Source organism: Mucilaginibacter sp. (genome assembly GCF_028287845.1).
Classification (GTDB): Bacteria; Bacteroidota; Bacteroidia; order Sphingobacteriales; family Sphingobacteriaceae; genus Mucilaginibacter.
Genome location: NZ_JAQBOW010000115.1, coordinates 14,738 through 41,362, shown reverse-complemented (window position 1 = coordinate 41,362; position 26,625 = coordinate 14,738). Strand labels below are relative to the sequence as shown.

Sequence of the window (26,625 nt, the reverse complement as noted above, 5' to 3'; positions counted from 1 at the left end):
GCACATCAATTATGTTCCGTATTCCGGCGTTGTTACTTCACTTTCTTCAAACTCGTAATCAGTTAATGGCGGGCATGAGCATATCAGCGTTCTGTCGCCATAAGTGTCATTAACCCGGCCTACTGATGGCCAGAATTTATAAGCAGCCACATAAGGCAGTGGGAACGCTGCTTTTTGGCGGCTGTATGGATGCTCCCAATCGTTACCGGTAACAACAGTTACGGTATGCGGGGCGTTTTTAAGCGGATTGTCTGCTTTGTCAGACGCGCCGCTTTCAACTGCTGCTATTTCTTTACGGATAGCTATCATGGCATCGCAGAAACGGTCAAGCTCATGCTTTGGTTCTGATTCTGTCGGCTCAATCATTACCGTACCCGCAACCGGGAACGATACGGTTGGCGCGTGGAAACCATAATCCATTAAACGTTTGGCTATATCAACCACCTCAATACCCGAGGCTTTAAACGAGCGGCAATCCAGTATCATTTCGTGCGCGCAACGGCCGTTGTTGCCGGTGTATAATACCGGGTAATGGCTCTCTAATCTTGCTTTTATATAGTTTGCATTCAATATAGCATAACGGGTAGCATTGGTTAAGCCGTCAGGCCCCATCATAGCGATGTAAGCGTGTGATATGATCAATATAGATGCCGAACCCCATGGCGCTGCTGATACCGCGTGTATGGCCTTGCCATTGTCAATATCAACCACGGCATGTCCCGGTAAATAAGGCACCAGGTGTTTCGCTACACCGATAGGGCCCATACCCGGACCGCCACCGCCATGCGGTATGCAGAATGTTTTATGCAGATTTAAATGGCAAACATCGGCACCAATATTGGCCGGACTGGTTAGGCCAACCTGAGCGTTCATGTTAGCGCCGTCCATATATACCTGTCCGCCGTTATCATGAATTATCTGGCAGATATCAATAATTGATTCTTCGAAAACGCCGTGGGTTGATGGATAGGTTACCATTAAGCAGGAAAGCTCAGCCTTATATTGCTCTGCCTTGGCTTTCAGATCGGCTACATCAATATTGCCATTATCATCGCATTTTACAACAATAATTTTCATGCCCGCCATTGCTGCAGATGCAGGGTTTGTGCCATGTGCCGATGATGGGATCAATACAATATTACGGTGATGGTCGCCACGATCATGATGATAGGCGCGGATAACCATCAGGCCGGCATATTCGCCCTGCGCACCCGCGTTTGGTTGCAGGCTCATTGCCGCAAAGCCTGTTATCTCGCTTAACCAGCGGTTCAGCTCATCAAATAGCTGCATGTAGCCGCCTACCTGGTCGGCCGGAGCAAAAGGGTGCATGCGGCTAAACTCGGCCCAGGTAACGGGCACCATTTCGGTAGTAGCATTTAGCTTCATGGTACATGAACCTAAAGCGATCATGGAATGGCAAAGCGAAAGGTCTTTGGTCTCTAACGATTTAATATAACGCAACATTTCATGTTCTGAATGGTGCGTGTTGAAAATACCATGTGTCAAGTAAGCCGATGTACGTTGCAGATCGGCAGGAATAACCGTGGTTACACCAGCCTTCAGTTCATCAAAATTAACATCATTCAACGTTTTGCCTTTTACTTTGGCAAACAGGCGTATTAATGTTTTTATATCTTCAGGCAATGTAGTTTCATCAATAGAGAGGGTAACCACGCTGCCCTGGTAATGCAGGTTAAGTTCATTATTTAAAGCTTCGCCGTGGATAGGGCCAACCAATTCGCCCAGATCAAACTTTAAGGTATCAAAGTAAGCCTCATTTAATTGCTTAAAGCCTAATTGTGTTAAGCATTTGGCTGTAAGTATGGCTAAACCATGTATCCTTTCGGCAATCAGCTTTAAGCCTTTTGGTCCGTGATAAACAGCATACATACCGGCCATAATAGCCAGCAATGCCTGCGCAGTACAAATGTTAGAGGTAGCTTTATCCCTGCGGATATGCTGCTCGCGGGTTTGCAGCGCCATACGTAAAGCGTAGTTGCCCGCGCTATCAATAGTGACACCAATTATACGGCCCGGTAATGAGCGCTTATATTCCTCTTTAGTTGCAAAAAAAGCGGCATGCGGTCCGCCAAAACCCATTGGCACCCCAAAGCGCTGGGTAGAGCCAACCACAATATCAGCACCCCACTCGCCCGGCGGCGTCAGGAGCACTAAACTCATAATATCGGCAACTACAGTAAGTTTAATGCCTTTTTCGTGACCTTTAGCTGCAAAGTCGGCATAATTATAAACAGCGCCGTTACCCGCAGGATATTGTACAATGGCACCAAACATATCATCAGTTAACTCAACTGTGCGGTGGTCGCCAATTTGCAGGGTTATGCCATAAGGCTCTGCCCTGGTTTTTAAAATATCTATTGTTTGCGGGAAAACTTCTTCTGATACAAAGAACACCTTGGCTTCTTCTTTTTTACGCAGGCTATACTGCATAAACATCGCCTCGGCAGCAGCAGTGCCTTCGTCTAACAAAGAAGCGTTGGCAATTTCCATCCCGGTTAGATCAATAACCATTGTCTGGAAGTTTAACAAGGCCTGTAAACGACCCTGTGCTATCTCTGCCTGGTATGGGGTGTATTGTGTATACCATCCGGGGTTTTCCAGAATATTTCTTTGTATAACACCGGGTACAATCACATCATAATAACCCTGGCCAATGTAGCTGCGGTAAACTTTGTTTTTTGATGCAGTTTGCTTTAGGTCGTTGAGGTAAGTAAATTCGCTTTTAGCTGCCGGTAGATTTAACGGGCTTTTCAGCCTTATCTTTGCCGGTACTGTTTGCGCTATTAATTCATCTAAGGTTTTAACGCCGGTGGCTTGTAGCATCTCTGCGGTATCTGCCGCATTAGGCGCTATATGCCTGCCCTCAAATTTTTCCTGGTAAGCGGTGTTTAATGTCATGAAAAAGTATCCCGTTATTTTGTTGGGGCAAAGGTACATTTTTACCTATTGACTATCAATTGATAAACAATTATCTAACCTTAATTTCATATGGGAAATTAAATTTGTTTAGTGGTGTTAAAAGCGAAATAAAATGAGCCCTTTGGCAAGCAAAAGCATTTTTCGTATGCCGAAAACTCAAATTAGAAATGAGGAATTAAACCAGTTGCCTTAAATACATTTGTATAGTATTCTCCAACCCATAATATAAAGCATCGGTTATCAGCGCATGGCCTATGCTCACCTCTGCTAATGCCGGAATATTATCGGCAAAATATTTCAGGTTGTTTAAATCAAGATCATGGCCCGCGTTTATGCCCAGCCCTGCTTTTTGTGCAGCTTCGGCTGCTTTAATATAGGGCGCGATAGCCGCTTCTTTATCATTAAGATATTGGTGGGCATAAGCCTCGGTATATAATTCTATACGGTCAGTTCCGGTTGTAGCTGCTGCTTCAACCATTTCAACAACAGGGTCAACAAAAATAGAGACGCGTATGCCCGCGTTTTTAAATACCGCTATCATGTCTTTTAAATATTGCTGGTTCTTAATAGTATCCCAGCCGTGATTAGATGTTATTTGCCCCAAAACATCAGGCACCAGTGTTACCTGCTCGGGCTTGTTGGCCAGCACCAGGTCGATAAATTTTTGTTCCTGGCAGTTGCCTTCTATATTAAACTCGGTAGTTACTGTTTTTTTAAGTTCGAAAACATCATTATAGCGGATATGCCTTTCATCCGGGCGAGGGTGCACGGTTATTCCCTGCGCGCCAAATCTTTCGCAATCTTTGGCCACTTGTATAAGGTTGGGGTTATTACCACCACGCGAATTACGTAATGTTGCTATCTTATTTATATTTACAGATAATCGGGTCATAGCTATATGTGCTTACAAAAGGCAAATATCATTATTAGTTAATTAACGGCGTAAACAATTTTATCCGTATTTATTGGCGTTAAGTATTAAAAATATGGCCTATTTGTAGGCAGATATAGTTGATTTATAGGCTGATAAATGTAACAATTATAGTATTATCAAACATATCACCCTTAATAATGTAACAATAGTATTAAAATTAAATATTAACTGTAATATAAATTGAACCTTTGCATCTAATTGCTTTTAAACCTAATATTTATCTATAAATAACTCGACGATAATAAACTTATGAAGTATATTTTTACTCCCTTAATTCTTCTTTTTCTTTTTACCGGTAAATCTTATTCACAAACAAGCCGTGAGATACACGGAACGCTGATTGATACCACAAAACAAACATTGCCGGGTAGTTCTGTTAAAATAGTAACAGATGTTGACAGTACAACTGTGATGACTGACATGAACGGCAAATTCTCATTCTCGAATATTAAAGGCAATAAATTCACCTTATACCTGTCATCATTTGGCTACAAAGGGATAAAAAAGCATTTTAGCTTTTTACCTACCGATACTGCCCGGGTATTAAACATTGCACCTATTATGCTAAAGAGCGACAGCAAGCAGCTTAATGAGGTTGTAATTGTTGGCGTTAACCCTGTTAAATTTGCAGAGGATACTGTTGATTATAAAATTGCCGCTTATCCGGTACGTGAAAACGCGCCTGTGGAAGATGTATTAAAGAAGCTTCCGGGAGTTGATGTTGATGTAAACGGTAATGTTACCACGCAAGGGAAGACGATAACAAAAATACGTATTAATGGTAAAGATTATATGGGGGGCGACGTACAGGCTGCTACAAAAAATTTACCTGCTGATATATTAGAAAGCGTACAGATAATTGATGATTACGGTGACCAGGCCAATTTAACCGGTGTAAAAACCGGCGAGCCCAACAAAATATTAAACTTTACCATACGTGCCGATAAAAACTACGGTTATTCTTTACAGGCAACCGCGGGTGATGGGGAGGATTATTTACCTAAAGCACCGGGAGTTAATAATAGCAACCGTTATATAGGCTCTGTAAATGCTTTTAATTTTAAAGGCGACAGGCAAATAACCATTTTAGGCAATATTAATAACACCAATACAAATACCTTCAATTTTGGCGGTGGAAATAACGGTGGTGGCGGCGGCGGGAATGGCGGCGGCGGCCGTGGTGGCCAAAGAGGCGGCAACGGTTTAGCCAGCACTAAAGATGGTATTACCAATGCACATGCTATAGGCACAAACTACCGCGATCAATGGGGGAAATATACTTCTGTGTATGGCAGTTATAGCTTCTCTGATAATTCAACATTAACCACTACAACATCTTTAACAACCAACAGCGGCGCGGGTACTGCAAGTAACTCTGATAAGCAATCAAAAGATAACCCTGTAAATCACAGGTTTAATTTTAATATTGAGTACAAGCCCGACACCATTAACTACCTTAAAATAACACCTACCTTTACTTATGCCGGTACCAATTCATCGTCATTAGATAATGAACTTTATACAGTTGGTGGTGTGGTAGTAAAGAAGTACTCAACAGTTGACGTTAATCATTCAAGTTCACCAAGTTTTGGTGTAAATGTTTTGTATAACCACAGGTTTCCTAACCGCCGTAACTTAAGCATTTATTTAAATGGACTTACTACGCAAACTAATTCATACGATAACCCGGTAAACACTTATACCGTTGGTGTATCAAATGTGCCGGCCAACCAGGTAATTAATACAAATAACCTTACTACAACTGTTGGTGGTAACCTATCTTACCTGGAGCCAATTGGTAAAATATCATATCTGGAATTTAATTATACTTTTAGCCATTCATATACTTCGAATGATAAGGAAACAGATACCTTATCAGCAGGTAATACTTTTAATAATTATGCTTTGTTAAGCAATAATTACAATTTTACGTTTACTACTAACAAAGCTGGTTTAAACTACCGTGTAATTGCTGCTAAATACAACTATACTTTAGGTATGGGCGTACAGCCTTCTGTTTTAGACGGGCAATCAATGACTACCGGTTTGCACACACACATTACTCAATTTAACTATATACCAGCCGCCCGTTATATTTACAACTTTTCTCGTAACGAATCATTTAGCGCTAACTATAATGGATCAAGCAGCCAGCCTACCTTTAGCCAGTTACAACCCGTTACAGACTTTTCTAACGCGTTATATTTAATACAAGGTAACCCTGATCTGAAACCGCAGTTTACAAATAACTTCTCTATGAGGTACCAGTCATTCGGTATTGCATCAGGAAACGTATTCTTTGCTAATGCGATGTACTCATCAATTAATAATTATGTTGCATCTAACCAGATCACTTATCCAAGCTTTACTAAAGGGGTGTTGTCGGCCAATCCAGGGCTGTCACGTTATCAAAATACTATCCTAACCAAATATTTAAATACCGATGGCTATTACAGCGCTACTTTACAAGGATTTATCTCAAAACCATGGGAAGAGCGTAAATATACCGTGTCTTTTGGTGCTTCTGGCAGTTATGCTGTGGCCCCTGCTTTTGCAACAAATGTTGATAGCAATAACGTTTCCGGACCAATGCTAAAAAATATTGCAAAAACACTTACCCTTAGCCCTAATGCACGTTTCAGGGTAGACATAATAAATGTTATTGATGTACAGGCAATTACTACGTACTCTATTGCTAAAACAGATAATTCTTTGTCGGGCGGGGTATTTAATCAAAATACAAACATTAGGGGGTTGTCTTTCGCGTTAAACGGTAAAAACTATTTTGGCAACTGGACATTCGACTATGAATACAGCAAACAATATAACTATGGTTATGCAAGCAGCCTTAATGTAACTAACCCTAATATTCTGAACGTATATTTAGAGCGCAGGTTCCTGAAACAAAACAGGGCAACCGTAAGATTAGCAACGATTGATTTATTTAATCAAAATACCGGCTTTTCAACTACCAGTACCGGTAGCAGTGTTGTACAAACCAATACAAACAGGCTCGGCCGTTATTATATGCTAACCTTCTCATTACGCCTGCAAAAATTTGCGGGCCGGGCGCCAACACAACAAAATGGCAACGGAAGAGATGGCGGCGGACGTGGAAACCGTGGATTTGGCGGCGGCGGTGGTGGTAACGGCGGCGGCGGTAATGGTGGTAATGGCGGCGGCGAATAATACTATACTATATAAAAACAAAAGTCCTCATGCCGATTACCAGCATGAGGACTTTTGTTTTTTATGTGTATAAATTATATTACTGTGTTTATAACCCGCTCTAACTCTTGCAAGTCGAAGGGTTTGGCCAGATAAGTTTCAGCACCGGCATGGTCTGCCAATAACTGAATATCGCTATTTGCCGAAAAGTAAATAACAGGGATGTTTTTAAGATCATTTACCTTTTTTAAGGTTTGTGTAGCAATAATGCCGCCAGAATCAGGTATCCAGTTATCCATCAAAATAACATCTGGCATAATAGCCGCCACTCTATCAGTAATACCATTACAATCAGTAAAAGTGTGTACTTCCCAACCTTGTTCTTCTAAAATATAATTGCAGATGGACAAGATGTCTTCATCATCATCAAATATAATGATTTTTCGCTTATCGTTATTCATGTACTAAAATGGTAAAGTGTGAAGCCATATATAACCGTAAACAATGAGCAAATGTTTTTGTTTATGAAAAATTATAATAGGCTGGTTGGTGGATAGAATTCATAAAATTAGGGTATAAAAAAGCATCCGCCATTTGACGGATGCTTGATACGATTGTTTATGATAGCGTTAGCTTACTTTTACATTCACCGCATTTACCCCTTTTTTACCTTGCTCTACATCGTAGGTAACACTATCGTTTTCACGAATATTGTCGATAAGGCCTGAGGCATGTACAAAAACTTCGCTGCTACCGTCACTTGGTACAATGAATCCGAAGCCTTTGCTTTCATTGAAAAATTTTACTGTTCCTTGCATTATATTTTTAATTTAAAGTGCTAAAGATAGTTTTAAATTTCTCTAAAACAAGATAAAAGATTATCACTTAATGTTTTGCAATGTAACTTTTGAGTTAATTACCTATGGGGATTGCACAATTAGCCTATATTAGTGCTAACCAATAAATCAAATTATTATCCATATTATAATGAAGAACCTGCTAAATTTTGCCAAATGTGCAATTTTAATTACTGTATTATTTATTTCGACAGCCAATTTACCGGGCTATGCTGCCGTAGTTCCGCAGGTATCATTAGTGGTTGATAAAACGAAGGGAGCTCCTTATACCCATGGTCTAGCTAAATTAATTGATGCATTGAATTCAAAGCATATAACTTTTGAGCAGGTTTTATCTGTAAATAATGCAAAGGGTAAGTGTATTATAATTACAGGCCTTGCATCGGGTAATGGTGCAGCCGCGCAATTTCTTAAAAATTATACAGTTGCCCGGGTTTCAGAGGCTTTAACTATCCACAAAATCATCAAAAAAGATAAAGCGGTTTGGGTAGTTGGTGGTTTTGACGACAAAGGTGTGATGTATGGCTTATTAGATGTAGCTAACCGCATTGGCTGGAGTACAGGCAAGGTAAACCCGATGCAATATGTTAAAGAGATTACCGAAAAACCCGATATGAAAGAACGCGGCCTATCCATGTACACCATGAACCGTGCCTATTGGGAAAGCCATTTTTATAATGATGCGTATTGGACGCGTTACCTTGATATGATGGCAAAGAACAGGTTCAATATGCTCGAGATCATGTTCGGTTATGAAAATGGCGGCTTTCTGGCACCTTGCTACCCTTACTTTTTTAATGTTGATGGTTTCCCTGATGTAAAGATGGCAGACATTACGCCCGAACAGCAGCAGCGCAACCTGGCCACCATGAACCATATAATAGATATGGCGCATGACCGTGGCATAAGCGTGCGGTTAGGTATATGGGATCATATTTATAAGGGCGGTGTGCAGGCGGGCGGTAATCCGAATTTTGCTTACAAAGAGGGCCAGCCCCAGCCGTGGCAGGTTGGAGGGCTTGATGCCGGTAATTTAAAAGAATATACCAAAGCTGCCTTTGATAAATTTGTTAAGGTGATACCTAAGCTTGACGCCATATTATTTAAGGATAATAATGAAGGGGGCCTAAAAGACAGTGAATTGCTGGAGTTTGGCTTAAACTTTTTGCGAACAGTTAAAGAGAGCGCGCCAAATTTGCAGGTAGATATTCATGCCAAGGGGTTAACCGATACGTTGATACATGCTGCTATTAATATGGGTATAAAATTCAGGGTAGCGCCTAAGTTTTGGATGGAACAAATGGGGCTGCCATATAACCCCACGCATATTAACCGCGAAGATCAAAAAAATCGCAGGCATGGCTATGCCGATATGCTAACTTATCCGCAGCAATATAAAATGTTATGGAAGTTGTGGAACGGAGGTACCAACCGCGTGTTTTTATGGGGCGACCCGGAATATGCGCGTCGTTTTATAGAAAGCACTCATTTTTATAATAGCGATGCTTACGAAGTTTATGAGCCCCTGGCTACTAAAATGGAGGCGCAGGCACATGATGCCAAGCCGTTTGATTTGCTTAAACCACAGTACCAGTATTATGATTATGAGTTTGAACGCTACTGGAACTTTTTCCAGATGTTTGGTCTGATAGGCTATAACCCAAAAACGCCAACTGATACATGGGATAAAGAATTTGAGCATAGATTTGGCAGTAAAACCGCGCCGATTGTAGAATCTGCCTTGCATGAGGCAAGCTGGGTACTGCCGCGTATTATTGCATCCTGTTATCCGTATAGTTTTTTCCCTACCACAAGTGCATGGCCCGAAAAGCAACGCTTGGGCGATTTGCCGTTATATGCCAAAGCAGAAGGGAGCGACATACAACAATTTGCCAGTTTTGATGAAGAGGCCCAGGTGCTGTTAGGCACTTTAGAAACCGCTAAAACACTGCCTTCAACAAGTGCCGCATGGCTGGCACACCTATCGGCAGATATTAATAAAAAAGTTGAAGAGGCTGAAAAAACAATCGGTACAAAAAACAATAAAGAGTTTAACTCAACTATGGTTGATCTTAAAATGTTATCAAACCTGGCGCTTTATCACTCGCGCAGGGTGGGCGCCGCAGTTAGTTACTGCTTGTTTTTGCGTACGCAGGATGCAGCGGCTTTAGACGCGGCAATAGCTCACGAGCAAAATGCCATTAACGCGTGGCAGCAAATTGTTTATGCCGCCGGCGATGTTTATGCCGATAATATATTAATTGGCAGTAAAAACCTTTCGGGACATTGGAGCGACGAATTGATTGCTTTAAATAAAGGATTGATAAAGCTACAGGATCAGCGTAAAAACTTTATAGCTACCGGCCCGGTAAAACAGGCCCCAAACTACAAAGTAGCTACCGATGCCGACAATAATAAATATTTTACGGTTAATCATAGGCCGGTATTAAGCGCGCCGGTTGGCAAACCCATTACCATTACTGTAAAAGCTACCGCAACTGCCGGGCTAAAATGGGTGCGCTTGCGCTATCGTGCGGTAAATCAAACCAAAGATTACCAAACCCTGCAAATGCTTCCAACAGAACAAAAGGATGTTTACCAGGCAACCATCCCCGCCGATCAGATCAACCCCAAATGGAATGTAATGTACCTTATTGAATTGTTTGATAATCATAACAAAGGGCTAGTATATCCTGATCTGAATAAAGAAACCCCTTATTTAGTTATTAATTTATTAAGATAAATTTAACATTGCAAACACTTAAATGTCGCTATTATAATAAAATAGCGACATTTATTAAAGCGTCTGTATTAAAAATTCAATTAATTTTTAATACAGACGCTTTTTTTTGAAAATGACTTAATCTTTTTAGCAATTTTTAACGTATAACATAAAATCGCAATTAAAAAATTGGAAAAAATTGAATATAATTTAGATTTCGAACATATTTATCAATCAAATTATGATTTATAGCGTGTTAAAAATAAAGTAATTATAAAAATGTTATGTTTTTTATAAGTTTAATCGCATTTGGCATTAATTTTTTAATTAATATTGCATTAATTCTTAACTGATGAAAAAGGGAAAAATTGAGTGCAATCCGGATAATTGCTTTTTAACCAAAAACTGTTTAAAAGAATGGCTGCCTTCTGTTTTGCAGCATAAAAAAACATTTAAGGTTAAAAAAGGCGAAACGATATTTAAAGAAGGCGATCAGGTAACCGGTGTGTTTTTTGTAAATGCGGGGAATGTAAAGATTCATAAACGTTGGGATGCCGATAAAGAACTAATCGTTCGTTTTGCTAAAGAGGGTTCTATATTAGGTCACCGCGGATTGGGTGATGTAGCTGTTTACCCGGTATCGGCTACGGCATTAGAGAATGGGATTGTATGTTACATTGATATGGAGTTTTTTGAGGCCACACTAAAAGTAAATAGCGATTTTACCTACAAACTACTAAGATTTTTTGCCGAAGAGCTGCGCGAATCTGAAAAGAAAATGCGCAATCTTGCCCACATGCCGGTAAAGGGTCGCGTTGCAGAAGCGCTTATCACCCTAAAAAATCAATTTGGCTTAACAAACTCGGGTTTTTTAAATATTGACCTGAGCAGGCAAGACCTTGCCTCTTTTGCGGGTGCAACTTACGAAACCGTTTTCCGCGTAATTAATGAGTTGGTTCATGATAAATTAGTTGCCCTTTCGGGCAAGAGCATCTCTATTGCTAATTACGATAATCTTTTAAAGCTAACGGTACAGGGCGCTTAGATTTCTATTGGAGCCTGTCTTCTTTCACCTGTTCTATAAACACAAACAACAATAATCCTTGTTTTTGGCTCCATTGGAGCTCCCTGCATTCCTGTGTATTGGTTATATTTGCACTTACAAACACAATGCGATGCCGGATACTGTTATCATCCCCGAATTATTTATTGTAGGTGCAGGCCCCGGCGATCCGGAACTGATAACCGTAAAGGCTTATAAAATTTTGCAAAGTGCAAGCGTGGTGCTATATGATAACCTGGCAAACAAACAATTATTAGACATTACACCAAAAGATTGCACACATATATATGTAGGTAAACAACCCTATGGTAAGTATACTCCGCAGGAAGAAATTCATGAATTGATAAAGCATTTTGCTTTTACCAAAGGCAAAGTGGTGCGTTTAAAAGGCGGCGACCCATTTATATTTGGCAGGGGGTTTGAAGAAATACTGTATGCCCGCGAACAGGGTATTAAAACTCATTTTGTACCGGGCATTACCAGTATGCAGGCATCCGGGTTTGAAGATATTCCGCTTACGCACCGCGCAATTAGCGAAGGTGTATGGATAATTACCGGCACCAAAAAAGATGGCACCCTATCTGCCGATCTTAAACTTGCTATGCAAAGCAATGCAACGGTTGTAATTTATATGGGAATGAAACAGCTGGCCACCATAGCAACAACCTATACCGAAGCCGGTAATGGCCGTATTCCCGCGGCAATTATTCAGCATGCGTCATTACCGCATCAAAAATCAGTTAAAGGGTTGGTTAAAGATTTGGTGAATATGGCCGAAAGCAAGCAGCTTACTTTTCCATCAATAATTATTATTGGGCAAGTGGTTAATCTGCCTGGTTAATTATTTTTTAAACCGATACGGTGATTGGTATAGTCTAACAGATATTCGTTATTTAAAAAGAAATCAATACTAAATATGGTTCTTGTATCGAGCGAGTATGATGGATTTTCAACCTCGGTAGCATTAGCCGTGCTGGTTACCGTGTATTGATAATTAAAGCCCTGGCTGGTTGTAAAGCTTACCACCGTGTTAATAGGTAAGTTTGCAACATTAGCGGTAGCGGCGCTATTTTCAATAATACTTGTTGTGGGGGTGCCGGTATCAAACAATATGCTGGCCGAAGTGCTGGTGCCACCATAGGTTACTGTAGATGTGATATTTGGCAAATAGCCGCTTATTGCATTATAACTAAGGGTATGCATAATAAAGTTTGACCCACTCAAATCCTTAGGGGTTAATCCTATATATAACAGATCGGGTACATAAGTAGCCGTCGTATTAAACCCAGATGAGGGTAACACAGCCAACCTGAAGCCATTGGTAATATTAGCACCAAGCTTAAAGTAACTTAACGGGCTCCCTATTAGCCGGCTGGTATAGCTAACACCCGGCCCCACACCAAAAACATCAGCAGAGTGGGCCGCTAATGGTTTGCCCGTAGTTGTATTAACAATTTTATAGTATATAAAAAAAGGTATGCGTGGGGTGGTTATACTGCCATGGCCATCACCAAGCTGTACAGTAGCATAAGCCAGGTTGCCATATTCCTGCACAGAGCCATCAACACCACCGTAGGTAATTAGAGCTTGTTGCGATGTAACCGTAATACCGTTTACGTTTACAGAATCGCCGGCTACTATTAAACCATTTGCAGTGATCATTGATGCGGGTAATATCCCATTGGCGTCAATAGTCATTCCGGTAGATCCGGTATCAAAAACTAAACCGTAAGGACTTGCTAATGGCTGGCTGCCAATTTGTGAAATAGCAATAAATATTCGCCTTGTACTGCCACCAATTTGCTCATATAAGCCAAGCTTAGCAAAATTGACCGGATCTGATATAGTATTTGCAGGTGGTACAGTGTTATCCTTTTTACAGGAAACAGAAAGCGTTATAAAAAATAAGCCTAATAAAATTAGAATAGGAGTTGAGTAGCTTTTTTTCATTCTTGTTTATAGGCTAACTGTACCTTAATACTATAGGCAATAACGTTAATTTGCTGCCTAACTGTATAATACAAAATTAAAAAATTATTTAATAATATTTTTAACACGTAATAATATTTATTAAGTAATACTTAAATCTGCCATGATAATTCAATATATGCATAAATTTTGATGGCTGTTTTTTTATTTAAATGTTACATTTAGCTCATGCTTTTTTAATAAAATTTATTGGTAGATTTCCGTAATTATCCTTACAGGCAAATTGCTTTAAAATTGATTGTCTTCCCAGTTTAATTTTAAAGGGTTTATACTGAAATATAGCTGATCATTTTATCGTTTTAAGGCTTACCTTTTTAATAGTAGTACTATTGATATGCTTATATATTAGTAATAACAATGGATGATAGTTTAAATAAAGAGATTCCAGAAGTTAGACTCAGGGCATTTAGAGCCATTGATGAACCGGATACTTGCGCGCTGTTTATAGAGGGGCATACTTATGTTTTAACCAGCATCGGGGTAACAAAAGTAACCTCTTCAAAAATTGAATGGATATATAATCCCGCTGTATTTGTAATAATTGTAGAATCATTAGACGGAAAAAAAATATACGGCGGCACACGTGTACACGTAGCCGGTGGAACAGAGGCCTTACCTATAGAACAGGCAACCGGAAAGCTTGACCCTGCTATTTATCCTATGGTTTGGGAATACGCCCGACACGGTACAGGCGAAATATGTGGCTTGTGGAACTCGAGAGAAATAGCGGGCTATGGCATTGGAAGTATATTTTTAACCAGGGCCGCGGTTGCAATTTCGTCACAAATAGGGCTGCAATCGCTCTTTGCCTTATGTGCCCCGTACACCGTAAATATGGCAAAAATGGTAGGCTATAATATTGAAACCAGCATTGGTAATGAGGGCACATTTTATTATCCCAAATTAGATTTATTGGCAACATCAATGATATTGCAGGATGTTGATACCCTAAGTAGCGCCAATGATGAAGAGCGTGCTGCTATAGTTAAGTTACGAAACGAGCTAAATATTATACGCACAGAACAGTTGCGAAAAAAAACCATAGTAATACATTACGAAATAAAGATACCTAACTTGGAAAAATGGGATTTAAAGCAAACAATAATAGAGTTTAATAAAACACATATGACTAAGGAAATAGAGGATAGCCCACTTAATATATTATGAGCAAGGCGTCTATTACACGCCCAATAGTATAAAATACGTAAAAACGATATGTCAAGTAAACATTATAATATTGATTACCTGGAAGAAACAGGCAGGTTTTTAAAAACATTAAAAGAGTATTCATATAACCCTTTTACCAATATAAGTGAAGGTACGGTTATTGATCTGGGCTGCGGTACAGGCATGGATGTAAGTAATTTAGGTAAATTACTGGGCGATAAGGTTACCATTGTTGGCATTGACCATGATGAAACTATGCTAAATAAAGGAAGATCATCTTACAGCGATCAGGCAAATGTTCAGTTTTTGCAGTCAGAAGCAAGCACTATTCCTTTTGAAACCGAAACTATAGCCGGTTTACGGGCCGAGCGTTTGATTCAGCATTTAAAAGAGCCTGAAAATACGATGCTTGAAATGCGCCGGGTGCTTAAGCGGGGGCACCCACTGGCTATAATTGAAACAGACTGGGCAAGCCTTACTTTTTACAATGAATATTTGCCCATCGAAAAAAAGATCATCAGCTTTTTAACTGATAAAAAAATAAATAATGGCATAGCTGCCAAAAAACTAACCGCTTATATGGATAGTGCCGGTTTTAAGGATATTAAAATAGAAATATTCCCATTTATTATTCGCACACTTAAAGAAGCTAATGAATACCTTTGGATTGAGCGAATGATTGATGAGGCAGAAACCGAAGGCTTTATCAATCAACAAGAAAAAGAAATCTTTATAAACGCAATGCATGAAGCCGATACCAAAAACTATTTTGTCTGTTCGATAAACGTTGTCATTGTATCATCTATAAAATAAAGCATATTAATAATGGTTAAATGGCTTTACATCCTGGTTTTTATTTTTACAAGTCTTCAAAGTAAGGGCGAGCTTATAGTTAAAAATAACAACGGGAGAATATCATTAGGTAAAAACCTTGAAACACTGCAGCCCGGAAAAGAAATAAACTTTGCCGAAGCAGTTAAATCAACTCATTTTATTGCGGGTAATAAAGATGTGCCCAACATGGGGTTCTCTGTCAATAGTGTGTGGTTCCGCTTTACTGTTACCAATAAAAGCGATAATAAATTATTATTGGAAGTTGCCTACCCTATATTAGATGAGGTTGAGCTTTATACATCAAATGGTAAGTCATTGTTATTAGGCGAAGTTGTTGATTTTAATAAACGCCCGTATCAATACCCAAATTATATTTTTAACCTTGACCTTAGTAAGGGCCAAACTCAAACCTATTATTTACGGGTAAAAAGTACCGAGCAGATCATCCTGCCAATCACTATAAATCAACCCGAAAGTCTTTGGCAAAACCTCAGTTTAGAGAATTTAATCATAGGTATTTATCTGGGTGTGGTTTTAATTATGGTATTATATAACTTGTTTATCTTCTTTTCTGTAAGGGATAGCAGTTACCTGTATTATGTTATATATGTATTATTTGTAGGTTTTACCCAAATAGGGATAAAGGGCTATACGTTTCAATACTTGTGGCCCGCCAATTCCGTTTTCGAACTTAAAAGTGTTGTGCTGTTTGCCTGTGTGAGCAGTATCGCGGCCTTAATGTTCACCAAAAAGTTTTTGGGCACAAAAAAAGCAGCACCCAAGTCTGATATTGCACTTACACTGCTCATAGGTATATTTTCTGTTGCCATACTCCTGGTATGTATAGGTAAAGGAATGGCTGGTTTCCAAATAATGCAGGCCAGTACTACCTTGCTAACTATTGGTGTGTTGTCTGTATCATTCATGATAATGATAAAAGGATCGGCGCCGGCTAAATATTTTTTTATAGCCTGGTCCATACTTTTAACCGGGGCAATTGTTTTTTTAATGAAAGATTATGGCATACTGCCATATAATACGTTCACCAGTTATTCTATGCAATTTGCATCGGCAATTGAAATGGGCCTGTTATCATTTGGCTTGGCTGATAGAATAAATATCCTGAAAAGAGAAAAAGATGCTTCGCAGGCCGAGGCGCTAAACATCGCTAAAGAAAATGAACGTATCATTCGCGAACAAAACGTGATCCTGGAATTAAAGGTAAATGAACGCACGTATGAACTAAATGAATCACTGGAGGACCTAAAGCAAGCGCAATCGCAATTGGTCGAGTCAGAGAAAATGGCATCGTTGGGTCAGTTAACCGCGGGTATAGCGCATGAAATCAATAACCCTATCAACTTTGTAACCTCCAACATTAACCCATTAAAACGCGATGTGGAGATGATATTGGAAGCAATGACAACTATCGAAGCTGTAAGCATGTCTGACGCGTCACCGGCTGATAAGAAAAAGCAGATAGAAGAGTATAAAGAAGAACTGGATTTTGATTACCTGGTAGACGAGGTGAAACATCTGATAAAAGGAATATACGAGGGCGCGTCGCGCACCGCCGAAATTGTGAAGGGCCTTAAGATATTTTCGCGCCTGGATGAAGATGATCTGAAAAGGGCCGATATTAACGAAGGGCTTGAATCAACTATGGTTGTTGCCAATAACCTGCTAAATGATAAAATAAAAGTAATTAAAGAATACAGTGACCTGCCATTGGTTGAAAGCTATGCCGGCAAACTTAACCAGGTATTTTTAAATATTATATCAAATGCCATATATGCTATTAATAAAAGATTTGGTGATAAAGAAGGCGGCGAAATAAAGATAAGTACAGATTATGATGGTGAAAACGTTGTCATTAAAATAGCAGATAATGGTATAGGCATGAATGAGCAAACCATAAAGAAAATATTTGAACCATTTTTTACTACTAAAGAGGTTGGAGAAGGCACCGGCCTGGGGATGAGCATTGCTTATAATACCATTAAAAAACACAACGGGCAAATAACGGTCAAATCTGAATTAAATAAGGAAACTGAGTTTGTTTTAAAAATACCGGTTGTTTTTGACACAAAACTTGCGCAGTTATCGTAAACTGCGCCCGCCTGATTAAAACTAATTAAATCCACTGTACAAATACTGCACAAAATCTTCATAACAATGGCAGACAAAATTAAGATATTGTATATTGACGATGAGAAGGATAATCTCACCGGTTTTAAAGCCTCATTCAGGCTTGATTACCAGGTGTTTACTTCGATAAACATTCCGGGAGCTATTGAGCACCTGGTAAATCACCCGGACATTAGGGTGATATTCTGCGATCAACGAATGCCGCTTAGAACAGGCGTTGAGTTTTTTGAAGAGATACGCACCACCTTCCCGCTCCCGATGCGGATATTATTAACCGGTTATACCGATATAGAGGCTGTAATTGATTCAATAAACCGAGGTAATATTTTTAGGTTTGTTAAGAAGCCATGGGATGAAGCAGAGATAATTTCGGCTATTGAGGAGGCGAATAAATTTTATCTGGCAAATTCAATGCTTTCTATAAAAAACGATGAGCTGCAAAAAGCATATAGTGAGCTGGATAAATTTGCTTATAGTGTTAGCCATGACATAAGGGGGCCGCTATCCGGCGTTTTAGGGGCAATAAATGTGGCCCGCGAAATGTATGATATCGCCGAAATGAAAGAGATGCTTTTCCTGATGGAAAAATCCCTTAAAAAACTGGATACCTACATCCTGAGTATGCATGATTATTATAGCCTGCAGCGTGGCGAATTACAGATAAGCGATATTGATTTTAATAGCCTGATTGATGAATTTAAGCATATCTATACAGCTTTTGCCGATACTTCAAATATTAATTTTAAAATAAGCATTAACCAGCATGAGTCTTTCCGCAATGATGCGGCACCATTAAAGCTTATATTAAATAACCTTTTATCAAACGCGTTTAAATATCAAAACAAACATAATAGCGTTAAAGAGGTTGAGTTAATAATTGATGTACGTAAAGGCGTGGCTATTATACAGGTAAAGGATACAGGTATTGGTATTTTAGGTAATCATATTGGTGAGATATTTAACTTGTTTTATCGTGCCAGCTCTCAGGATGCAGGCTCTGGTTTTGGATTATATAATGTAAAAAGTGCTTTGCTGAAGTTGAACGGACAGATAGAAGTTAATTCAATTTTAGACAAGGGCACCACTTTTAAGGTAACCCTTCCTACTAAATAAAAAGCGCATGGAATTATCATTTATAGTTATTGATGATACCGATCTTGATCACTTTATAGCAAAAAGAGTGATTACTAACAAGCATAAAACGGCCCGTGTAAAAAGCTTTATGGATGCTACCCTTGCGCTTGAACATATAACTGAAGAGCGGGATGATGCAAGTACAAAAGTTGTCCTGATTTTCCTGGATATTTACATGCCCATTATGAATGGCTTCCAGTTTATTGATGAGTTTGAGAAACTTCATCCGGATATACAGGATAAATATTATATAGTGGCGCTTACTTCATCAAGAGAGGTATCTGATATTAATCGCATCAAATCGCATGGATCATTCAAAACCTGGTTAACCAAGCCAATAACTGCCGACGCGCTATCTGTGCTATTAAATAAGGTTTGTACAGAACTTAATATACAATTACCCGAATAAGATTTTAAGAAAGAAGCTTTTGCCTTAACAAAAATTCAAGCTGATCGTTAGACGTGCCCAGCTTTTCATTCTCTTCTTTTAATTTCATCTTCACCAAATAGGCATCGTAAGCGCGGTCTATGGTCATGTCCAGCTCCTCTTCATTCCAGGGTTTGGTAAGGTAATGGAATATTTTGCCTTTATTAACGGCATCAACTACTGCACCCATATCTGCATATCCGGTAAGCAGTATCCGAATCGGATCCGGAAATTTTTCAATTACTTTTTCTAAAAATTCTACCCCTGTCATTGCCGGCATGCGCTGGTCGGTAATAATAATTTCTACCGGCTTTTCCTCCATCAATTTAAGCGCCGCGTCACCACTTATAGCAGTAAGAATATTATATTTTATGCGAAAGGTGGCTTTAAAAGAAAACAGGTTGTTCTCTTCATCATCCACGTAAAGTACTGTTATTTTTTTATCGGCCATGAAGATAATAGTTGATATCCATTTAACCTGTGGTCTGCAATTAAAACAGATCAACACCGGTTAAACTTTATTTGTTCAGACTGGCATTGATCTAATTAATTACAAATTACTGTAAAAATAATTATTCTACAACTTATTCAGGTAAATGCCTTAAACAAGTATGTAAATTAGTTTATAATTGCGCCTGCCGAGGTTACTAATGATGCTATCCTTATAGCATCGAATATACGTTCTTCAGTAGTATTCAATTTAATTAAGGAGTCTTCGTGCGCATTAACGCACATTTCGCAGCCATTCACCGCTGATATGGTCAGGCTCATTAATTCAAAAAATTCTTTGCCGGTTACCGGTTTCATCATTATCTGCATACGTATACGCGCAGGTATTTGGCTGTATTTTTCTTTCTGAGTAAAATGCCTGAAACGATAAAATATATTATTTGATGCCAATAACGACGCGCAGGCGGCAGCCTCGGCTATCTCTGCATCATTAGCGCCTTGCTCTGTAGCATATTTGGTATAAAAAGCTATTAACGGGTTGTTATTATTATTAACCGCTACACTAAGGCCCAATAAGGCACATTCTTTAGTGCTCAAATGCTCAGAAGTTAGGGTGCTTGTAAAATTTAATTTTAAATCGCGTAAATAGCGCGAATCGCCTTTTTCAAGTAAAGAAAGGCTGGCGGTACGGTAAGCTGTATCAATACCTATACTTTGCAATAATTCGGTTATAGTTTCTGTGCTTTCGCTCATGGTAATTATAATTAATAAAAAAATCCCCGTTTTATTGGGGATCCTTTAAATTTTAAACGGTTAGCGTTTCCTGGCCCTTTTCCCAGTTACATGGGCAAAGCTCGTCGGTTTGTAAACCATCCAGTACGCGTAAAACTTCTTTTACGTTACGGCCAACGCTTAGGTCATTAACACATACCCAACGCACAACGCCGGTAGGGTCAATAATAAAAGTGGCACGGTAAGCAATTTTTTCGGTAGGCTCTAAAATACCTAATTCTTCGGCTAATGATTTTGAAGTATCAGCCAGCATCGGAAATTTCAAGTCGCGCAGATCATCATGATGTGTTCTCCAGGCGGCGTGTACAAATTCCGAATCGGTAGAAGCACCAATTAAGCGGGTTTCGCGATCACGGAATTCACCATAGTTTTTATTGAATTCGGCAATCTCTGTAGGGCAAACAAAAGTAAAATCTTTTGGCCACCAAAACATTACAGTCCAAACGTTATCATCGTTAACCAAATAATCAGAAGTTAATGTTTCAAACTCTTTTCCTTTTTCTAAACTAACAACTGCTGTTTTGGAAAACCCGGGGAATTTCTCTCCTATAGTAATCATATATAATGTGTTTTTTTAAATTTCTTGCAAATATAATCCATTTTATCACTTCAACTCATTTCAATTTTAAATAGCTTATAGTTTATATCTATACCGTTTGAATGAATGTATAGTATTTTTAAATAACACGATATTTTTTCTTTTCGGCAATAACAAATTTAGCTGCCGGGCTGTATATCCATCCTGTTACAAACCACCTCTTGCAGTTTTCAAAATCACTACTTACCTTAACCTCACCAATATTAACCTTAAATAAAGCAAGTTATGAAAATCAAGATTCGCGTGTTTATCGCGCTCCTGTCAGGGGCAATCATCCTTTTTGCTGCAGCATGGAAACCATTAGCTAAGACAAGCTCAACAACCAGGGACGCTGCGCCTTTAATGAACGGACGCTATTTATTTGTAGCGGTACCGGGCGTGCGCGACTATTTAGGCTACGGCGGGCATGGCTTGCTGATATTTGATATAGACCACGGGCACAAGCTTATAAAACGCATACCGTTTAAAGGTTTGCATCCTAAAAACGGACTGCCGTCAAATATTAAAGGTATTGGGGTAAGCATCCCGTTGCATAGCGTATATGTTACCACGCTGGAGAGCCTGCAGCGAATAGACATTGTAACAGGTAAACTGGTATGGGAGAAACCTATTGAGTTTGGCTGTGATCGTTTATCGGTATCGCCGGATGGCAAAACCATGTATCTGCCGTCGCTTGAAAACCATTATTGGAGTGTAATTGATTGCGAAACAGGCAACGTTATTAAACGTATTGATGGGTTTAACGGATCGCATAATACGATATATGGCTTAGCGGGCGACCGTGTTTATCTGGCTGATCTTAAAAATACGATGGTAAAAATTGCCGACCCAAAAACAAACACTGTTGTTGGCGAGGTTGGCCCATTTGCTAATTTTATACGCCCGTTCACCGTTAATGGCAAGGGTACACGCATTTTTGTTAACTGTAATGACCTGTTGGGCTTCGAGGTTGGCGATTTAACAACCGGCAAAAAAATAGCACATATAGTAGTTGAAGGCTGGGACAAAGGATCTGTTAGACGACATGGCTGCCCAAGCCACGGTATTGGCTTAACACCCGACGAAAAGGAACTTTGGGTGTGTGATGGAGCTAACATGCGCATGCATATTTTTAGCGCGGTGGAACCTTATCAGCAGTTAAGTACTATCCCATTACAGGACATGCCGGGCTGGATAACTTTTACTTTAGATGGTAAATACGCCTATCCATCAAGCGGCGAAGTAATAGATGTAAAAACCCGTAAAATAGTTACCCTACTTAAAGACGAAAACTACAATACCGTAGAAAGCGAAAAGCTGTTGGAGATAGATTTTAAAGATGGCAAACCGGTTAAAGCCGGCGACCAATTTGGATTGGGCAGAGTGATGAGGTAGGCACCGCTTTTCTGTCATTTCCAAACGAAGAGAGAAATCTTATATCCCATACATGCGGACACTGCAGGGTAGATAAGATTTCTCGCTATCGCTCGAAATGACATGGTTTATATTTTATAGCATATCCCGATAACTGTCCGAATACCAGTGACTTTGTTTCATCTTGTTTCAATAACTTGTTACACCACTTTAAAAAGTGTCAATTTCTAATTAGTTGATTATCAACAAAAAACCACAAAATCATACTTGAAAATACTGACGAATAAGTTGTTACATTTTGTTACATCACTTTTTCGTAATTTGCTCATAAATAACATTTTAAGCCAAAATCTTGTTTCACTTGTTACATTTTGTTTCACCACACGTGAAACAAGATCTGCTAATGTATCTGTATAAAAGTCTTTTTACAGTTAGCAGGTCCGTAAGCAAACACCTACTCACCCAGACCTCATTATAAAAACAAGCGAAGATAATATTGAAGCATCCACGCAAAAACTATTGCAATTTATCTTAACTGCTGTTAAGTAACTATCTGAAAGAAGTTGCCGAAATAGCTACATTTACCCCATGAACTTCAAAAAGAAAAAAGATGCTTCATTTGCAATAGGATTAGTTATAGGTATTGCAGTTGGGGTAGCTTTGCATCGCCTGGGTTTAGGCGTAGCCTTTGGCGTAGTAATTGGATTAGCCTTACGCGAGGTTTATGAGCGTAAATACAGTAAGGGCCGTGATATGGACCGGATGTAATTAAACAGTAAAAGTTTGTGTAAACCTTTCTCCTTACATAGATTGAAACTCTTTTTTAATAGGTTTGCCGATAATGGAACACATATTAGATAACCCGGCATTTAACGCTTTAATATCAGGCAACAAGCAATTGGCTAACGGCAATGAGCTGGTAAAATATTTTGATAAAGACGTATCGCCGTTTGTTGGGTTTAAAGAAAACACCACTTACAGTTTCCAATTATTGTATGACCTGATCTCGCATACTGGCCCTGTAGGTTTCATTTCACCGGCAGAGACAGAAATACCAAAACAGTGGAAGGTGGCAAATACGATAAAATGCTTACAAATGATATTTGAAGGGGAAGTACCGCAGGAACATAACGAAGCGGAATTAATCCCCTTAACAAACCAACATGTACCCCAAATGCTGGCTCTTACCAAATTAACTAACCCCGGTCCGTTTGCGCCACGAACAATAGATTTTGGCCATTACAAAGGTGTTTTTGACGGCGAAAAATTAGTGGCCATGGCCGGGCAACGCATGCATCCATTGCCATTTGCAGAGATCAGCGCGGTTTGCACACACCCTGATTATACGGGCAAAGGTTATGCAAAACAACTGTTGCTACATCATATAAACCGCATAAAAGCTGCGGGCGAGCTCCCTATGTTACATGTGCGTTATGATAATGAGCGGGCCATCAAAGTTTATGAAAGCACAGGTTTTTCTATCCGGAAAGAGATTTACTTTACTATTATGCATAAGTAACCCAGAGTGTTGTGTTGCGCAACATAGGTAAACAGTGCGCCACCATTGTTGCTATATAGCCAACCATTAATAATGCTATTTACCATCCAATAATTAAATTAAAAAATCTGGTATCCTGTGAGTTTATTACCGGGTATTATCTCAGATTGTTCCTAAAATATAATACAATAAATTATTATTTCGATTTATACAACCATTTACAAACGATTGGAGTATAACAACAAGAGCTTAATTTAAAGCAGTTGTTATGAAAAGATTATTGCTACTTAGTTTTATATTAACTTTAATATTATTTATTAAAGATGCACACGCCGCCAAAACGTTAGTAACTACAAAATTTATTACAGATGAACCCCTTCAGTACCTTCGGCTGCAGTTGGCAAAAGACGTTATTAATAAGGATGAGATAGTTGTTCTTTTTAAAGCCGGAGCCAGTACCAAATACGATCCTAAAAATGACGCGATCTATTTTTCCGGGACTGGCCAGGTAAACATTTCCAGTTATTCGAGCGACTTGGTTCCTTTAAGCTTCAACATACAGCCGCTACCTGCAACAAGCGCAACCATTGGGTTAAATGTAAATACAAAAACAAATGGCCGGTATCAATTAAATATGACCGAATTGGTTGGCATACCCCAACTTTTTGATATATGGCTTATGGATGCTTACACAAAAGACTCGTTAGATATGCGCCATAACGCTACTTATAGTTTTATTGTTTCAAAAATTGACAGCAATACATTTGGCTCTAAACGGTTTACACTTGTTATTCGTCAAAACCGGGCTTATGCCTGTCATCTATTATCATTTATGGCTAACAAAGTAGCTAATGTTAAACAGGTTCAAATACTTTGGGGGGTCGAAAACGAACAGGATTACACTAAATATACTGTTGAGCGCAGTACAGATAACGGCAAAACATATACTATAATAGATGCGCTAAATAGCGATGGGCATGGAACATACAGCTTTACAGATAAAAGCCCCGTTACGGGCCAAAATCTTTACCGGTTAAAGCAAGAGGATATTAATAATGCAATTACTTTTTCTACCAACGCGCAAGTATTCTTTTCTAATATGGACAACGCTTTGGCAGGCGGCGATAGCGCGGTTAGCCTTAGCGTTTATCCAAACCCGGTAAGCAATATTATCAACGTAGCTATAGCCGAAAAACAGCCGCAAACAACAACTTATAATATTACTATCACAAACATTAGTGGCTTCCCGGTAAAGCAGGTAACAACTACACAGCCTAACTGGCAAGGCGAGATTAGTGATTTGCAAACCGGAGTGTATCTGGTAAAGGTGATAAACAGTAAGGATAAAAGTTTGATAGGCTATAGTAAGTTCGCAAAAAATTAATCGAATAGGTGCCTGTTATTGCTCTCAGTAACAGGTTTAACTATTCTTTGAATGAGATTGTAAATTTTGCCCCCTCATTAAGGCGGCTTTCTATATCAATTTGCCCCCCTAAACTTGTTATATGATTATAGACTAAGTAAAGACCAATTCCTTTACTATCTATATTGCCATTAAATTTTTGGTTAAACCCAAAAATCTTCTCCTTTACTTTTTCCATATCAAATCCAAGCCCTTCATCCTGTAAAATTAACAGGTTTGCCCCGTTTAAACGTTTACTATAAACCGAAATTACGGGGAATGTATTTGGCTTAGCATATTTAATGGAATTGGTTATCAGGTTTAGAAAAATGCTTTCTAAATATGCTTTATTAAATTTTACCAGATCAAGGTCAGAAAAGTCGGCCTGTATTTCAGTGCCCGAATCTATTATTAAAGACCGTAAAGATTTAAGCACCGTGTTAAAACATTCGCTTAAACTTACCTGTTCAAGCTGGATATTGTTTTTTTGGATCAGGATATCTAAATAATTATTTAAGCGATCATGAAGGCTGCCGGCAGATGATTTTAAAATATCTAAATATTCTATTACTTCACTATCGGGTATTTTAGAAACATCAATCAGGCTAAAAATGGAAAGTAAATTATTTACAGGCGATCGAAAATCATGTGCTGTTGTATAAGCTAGTTGCTTTAACTCATTATTTATTTTTAAAAAATTGGTAAGCAGTAAATTCCGGCCTTCCTCAAGTTTCTTTTTATGCGTAATATTCTTGGCTATCGCAAATACCAGCCTTTGGCTCTCAATAGGCATTGATGTCCAAGCAAGCCATACAATTTCGCCGGATTTTGTTACATATCTATTTTCAAAATTTAATAATGGTATTGACTTTTTAAGATTTTCGCGGCTATATGATGTGATCGCTTTATCTTCGTCATACACAAATTCATTTATTGGTTTAGAAAATAGTTCATCATAGGTATATCCCAGTGTTTTTTGAACCGCTGGATTTATTTTTTTAAAATACCCATCATAACCGGCTATACATATCATATCTGGCGACAATTGAAAAAAAAGCTCCAGATCAAATATGTTATTTAAAAATGGATTAGATGAATCTTGATCAGTTATCATTTTTCTTAATTGAGTTCTGTATGCCAACCCCAACT

General features: G+C 38.9%; 22 protein-coding genes. 13 read left to right on the top strand and 9 right to left on the bottom strand.

The window, feature by feature from the left end; genetic code table 11:
- Positions 1-9 precede the first annotated feature (9 nt).
- Positions 10-2,919 (bottom strand): aminomethyl-transferring glycine dehydrogenase, encoded by a 2,910-nt coding sequence (gene gcvP / locus JWP71_RS11900; protein ID WP_299500128.1) that lies wholly within the window; start codon positions 2,917-2,919, stop codon positions 10-12.
- A gap of 196 nt (positions 2,920-3,115) precedes the next feature.
- A complete protein-coding gene (locus JWP71_RS11895; protein ID WP_299500126.1) occupies positions 3,116-3,832 on the bottom strand; it encodes a pyridoxine 5'-phosphate synthase in 717 nt (238 codons plus the stop codon).
- Positions 3,833-4,123: 291 nt separating this feature from the next.
- Between JWP71_RS11895 and JWP71_RS11890 the strand changes: the two genes are divergently transcribed.
- Positions 4,124-7,063, top strand: coding sequence for an outer membrane beta-barrel protein (locus tag JWP71_RS11890; RefSeq protein ID WP_299500125.1), 2,940 nt, complete (start codon positions 4,124-4,126; stop codon positions 7,061-7,063).
- 74 nt (positions 7,064-7,137) lie between these two features.
- Here the strand turns inward: JWP71_RS11890 and JWP71_RS11885 are convergent, their stop codons facing one another.
- Positions 7,138-7,503, bottom strand: coding sequence for a response regulator (locus JWP71_RS11885; RefSeq protein ID WP_299500123.1), 366 nt, complete (start codon positions 7,501-7,503; stop codon positions 7,138-7,140).
- A gap of 168 nt (positions 7,504-7,671) precedes the next feature.
- Complete coding sequence (locus JWP71_RS11880; protein WP_299500130.1) at positions 7,672-7,863, bottom strand: cold-shock protein; 192 nt, start codon at positions 7,861-7,863, stop codon at positions 7,672-7,674.
- 166 nt (positions 7,864-8,029) lie between these two features.
- Between JWP71_RS11880 and JWP71_RS11875 the strand changes: the two genes are divergently transcribed.
- The 3 genes from JWP71_RS11875 (at position 8,030) to cobA (ending at position 12,525) form a co-directional block, all read left to right on the top strand.
- Entirely contained in the window at positions 8,030-10,642 is a 2,613-nt protein-coding gene (locus JWP71_RS11875) for a hypothetical protein (RefSeq protein WP_299500121.1), read from the top strand.
- 331 nt (positions 10,643-10,973) lie between these two features.
- Positions 10,974-11,666: a Crp/Fnr family transcriptional regulator gene (locus JWP71_RS11870; RefSeq protein ID WP_299500119.1), complete on the top strand. Its 693-nt coding sequence runs from the start codon at positions 10,974-10,976 to the stop codon at positions 11,664-11,666.
- 130 nt (positions 11,667-11,796) lie between these two features.
- The gene (gene cobA / locus JWP71_RS11865) at positions 11,797-12,525 is read left to right on the top strand and encodes a uroporphyrinogen-III C-methyltransferase (protein WP_299500117.1); all 729 of its coding nucleotides are present in this window, start codon (positions 11,797-11,799) and stop codon (positions 12,523-12,525) included.
- Here cobA and JWP71_RS11860 read toward each other — a convergent pair.
- Complete coding sequence (locus JWP71_RS11860) at positions 12,522-13,634, bottom strand: hypothetical protein (protein ID WP_299500115.1); 1,113 nt, start codon at positions 13,632-13,634, stop codon at positions 12,522-12,524. The genes cobA and JWP71_RS11860 overlap by 4 nt on opposite strands.
- Before the next feature lie 396 nt (positions 13,635-14,030).
- On the opposite strand from JWP71_RS11860, the gene JWP71_RS11855 reads away from it, so the two are divergent.
- The 5 genes from JWP71_RS11855 (at position 14,031) to JWP71_RS11835 (ending at position 19,365) form a co-directional block, all read left to right on the top strand.
- Complete coding sequence (locus JWP71_RS11855) at positions 14,031-14,840, top strand: hypothetical protein (protein ID WP_299500113.1); 810 nt, start codon at positions 14,031-14,033, stop codon at positions 14,838-14,840.
- Between the two features lie 48 nt (positions 14,841-14,888).
- The gene (locus tag JWP71_RS11850; protein WP_299500111.1) at positions 14,889-15,653 is read left to right on the top strand and encodes a methyltransferase domain-containing protein; all 765 of its coding nucleotides are present in this window, start codon (positions 14,889-14,891) and stop codon (positions 15,651-15,653) included.
- Between the two features lie 12 nt (positions 15,654-15,665).
- Complete coding sequence (locus tag JWP71_RS11845; RefSeq protein WP_299500109.1) at positions 15,666-17,783, top strand: 7TM diverse intracellular signaling domain-containing protein; 2,118 nt, start codon at positions 15,666-15,668, stop codon at positions 17,781-17,783.
- Positions 17,784-17,849: 66 nt separating this feature from the next.
- Positions 17,850-18,935, top strand: coding sequence for a hybrid sensor histidine kinase/response regulator (locus tag JWP71_RS11840; RefSeq protein ID WP_299500106.1), 1,086 nt, complete (start codon positions 17,850-17,852; stop codon positions 18,933-18,935).
- A gap of 7 nt (positions 18,936-18,942) precedes the next feature.
- Positions 18,943-19,365 carry a response regulator gene (locus JWP71_RS11835; RefSeq protein WP_299500104.1) on the top strand — a complete coding sequence of 141 codons (423 nt, stop codon included), beginning with the start codon at positions 18,943-18,945 and terminating at the stop codon, positions 19,363-19,365.
- Between the two features lie 4 nt (positions 19,366-19,369).
- Here JWP71_RS11835 and JWP71_RS11830 read toward each other — a convergent pair whose 3' ends face one another.
- From JWP71_RS11830 to JWP71_RS11820, 3 genes are all read right to left on the bottom strand, one after another.
- Positions 19,370-19,834 (bottom strand): response regulator, encoded by a 465-nt coding sequence (locus JWP71_RS11830; protein ID WP_299500101.1) that lies wholly within the window; start codon positions 19,832-19,834, stop codon positions 19,370-19,372.
- A 167-nt stretch (positions 19,835-20,001) separates the two neighbouring features.
- Entirely contained in the window at positions 20,002-20,586 is a 585-nt protein-coding gene (locus tag JWP71_RS11825; protein ID WP_299500098.1) for a carboxymuconolactone decarboxylase family protein, read from the bottom strand.
- 52 nt (positions 20,587-20,638) lie between these two features.
- Positions 20,639-21,184 carry a peroxiredoxin gene (locus JWP71_RS11820; RefSeq protein ID WP_299500095.1) on the bottom strand — a complete coding sequence of 182 codons (546 nt, stop codon included), beginning with the start codon at positions 21,182-21,184 and terminating at the stop codon, positions 20,639-20,641.
- Positions 21,185-21,448: 264 nt separating this feature from the next.
- Between JWP71_RS11820 and JWP71_RS11815 the strand changes: the two genes are divergently transcribed.
- The 4 genes from JWP71_RS11815 to JWP71_RS11800 all read left to right on the top strand — a co-directional run bounded on the left by JWP71_RS11815 (position 21,449) and on the right by JWP71_RS11800 (position 25,458).
- The gene (locus JWP71_RS11815; RefSeq protein WP_299500093.1) at positions 21,449-22,597 is read left to right on the top strand and encodes a hypothetical protein; all 1,149 of its coding nucleotides are present in this window, start codon (positions 21,449-21,451) and stop codon (positions 22,595-22,597) included.
- 567 nt (positions 22,598-23,164) lie between these two features.
- Entirely contained in the window at positions 23,165-23,344 is a 180-nt protein-coding gene (locus tag JWP71_RS11810) for a hypothetical protein (RefSeq protein ID WP_299500090.1), read from the top strand.
- 73 nt (positions 23,345-23,417) lie between these two features.
- Complete coding sequence (locus JWP71_RS11805) at positions 23,418-24,095, top strand: GNAT family N-acetyltransferase (RefSeq protein ID WP_299500088.1); 678 nt, start codon at positions 23,418-23,420, stop codon at positions 24,093-24,095.
- Between the two features lie 247 nt (positions 24,096-24,342).
- The gene (locus JWP71_RS11800) at positions 24,343-25,458 is read left to right on the top strand and encodes a T9SS type A sorting domain-containing protein (RefSeq protein WP_299500086.1); all 1,116 of its coding nucleotides are present in this window, start codon (positions 24,343-24,345) and stop codon (positions 25,456-25,458) included.
- Positions 25,459-25,498: 40 nt separating this feature from the next.
- Here JWP71_RS11800 and JWP71_RS11795 read toward each other — a convergent pair whose 3' ends face one another.
- Entirely contained in the window at positions 25,499-26,590 is a 1,092-nt protein-coding gene (locus JWP71_RS11795; protein WP_299500084.1) for a PAS domain-containing sensor histidine kinase, read from the bottom strand.
- Positions 26,591-26,625 lie beyond the last annotated feature (35 nt).

Coding starts and splice junctions, on each gene's coding strand:
- JWP71_RS11835 (WP_299500104.1), top strand. CDS start 18,943: ATGGAATTATCATTTATAGTTATTGATGATACCGATCTTGATCACTTT.
- JWP71_RS11830 (WP_299500101.1), bottom strand. CDS start 19,834: ATGGCCGATAAAAAAATAACAGTACTTTACGTGGATGATGAAGAGAAC.
- JWP71_RS11815 (WP_299500093.1), top strand. CDS start 21,449: ATGAAAATCAAGATTCGCGTGTTTATCGCGCTCCTGTCAGGGGCAATC.
- JWP71_RS11795 (WP_299500084.1), bottom strand. CDS start 26,590: ATGATAACTGATCAAGATTCATCTAATCCATTTTTAAATAACATATTT.
- JWP71_RS11890 (WP_299500125.1), top strand. CDS start 4,124: ATGAAGTATATTTTTACTCCCTTAATTCTTCTTTTTCTTTTTACCGGT.
- JWP71_RS11840 (WP_299500106.1), top strand. CDS start 17,850: ATGGCAGACAAAATTAAGATATTGTATATTGACGATGAGAAGGATAAT.
- cobA (WP_299500117.1), top strand. CDS start 11,797: ATGCCGGATACTGTTATCATCCCCGAATTATTTATTGTAGGTGCAGGC.
- JWP71_RS11845 (WP_299500109.1), top strand. CDS start 15,666: ATGGTTAAATGGCTTTACATCCTGGTTTTTATTTTTACAAGTCTTCAA.
- JWP71_RS11870 (WP_299500119.1), top strand. CDS start 10,974: ATGAAAAAGGGAAAAATTGAGTGCAATCCGGATAATTGCTTTTTAACC.
- JWP71_RS11805 (WP_299500088.1), top strand. CDS start 23,418: ATGGAACACATATTAGATAACCCGGCATTTAACGCTTTAATATCAGGC.
- JWP71_RS11855 (WP_299500113.1), top strand. CDS start 14,031: ATGGATGATAGTTTAAATAAAGAGATTCCAGAAGTTAGACTCAGGGCA.
- JWP71_RS11885 (WP_299500123.1), bottom strand. CDS start 7,503: ATGAATAACGATAAGCGAAAAATCATTATATTTGATGATGATGAAGAC.
- gcvP (WP_299500128.1), bottom strand. CDS start 2,919: ATGACATTAAACACCGCTTACCAGGAAAAATTTGAGGGCAGGCATATA.
- JWP71_RS11875 (WP_299500121.1), top strand. CDS start 8,030: ATGAAGAACCTGCTAAATTTTGCCAAATGTGCAATTTTAATTACTGTA.
- JWP71_RS11800 (WP_299500086.1), top strand. CDS start 24,343: ATGAAAAGATTATTGCTACTTAGTTTTATATTAACTTTAATATTATTT.
- JWP71_RS11850 (WP_299500111.1), top strand. CDS start 14,889: ATGTCAAGTAAACATTATAATATTGATTACCTGGAAGAAACAGGCAGG.
- JWP71_RS11820 (WP_299500095.1), bottom strand. CDS start 21,184: ATGATTACTATAGGAGAGAAATTCCCCGGGTTTTCCAAAACAGCAGTT.
- JWP71_RS11895 (WP_299500126.1), bottom strand. CDS start 3,832: ATGACCCGATTATCTGTAAATATAAATAAGATAGCAACATTACGTAAT.
- JWP71_RS11825 (WP_299500098.1), bottom strand. CDS start 20,586: ATGAGCGAAAGCACAGAAACTATAACCGAATTATTGCAAAGTATAGGT.
- JWP71_RS11860 (WP_299500115.1), bottom strand. CDS start 13,634: ATGAAAAAAAGCTACTCAACTCCTATTCTAATTTTATTAGGCTTATTT.
- JWP71_RS11810 (WP_299500090.1), top strand. CDS start 23,165: ATGAACTTCAAAAAGAAAAAAGATGCTTCATTTGCAATAGGATTAGTT.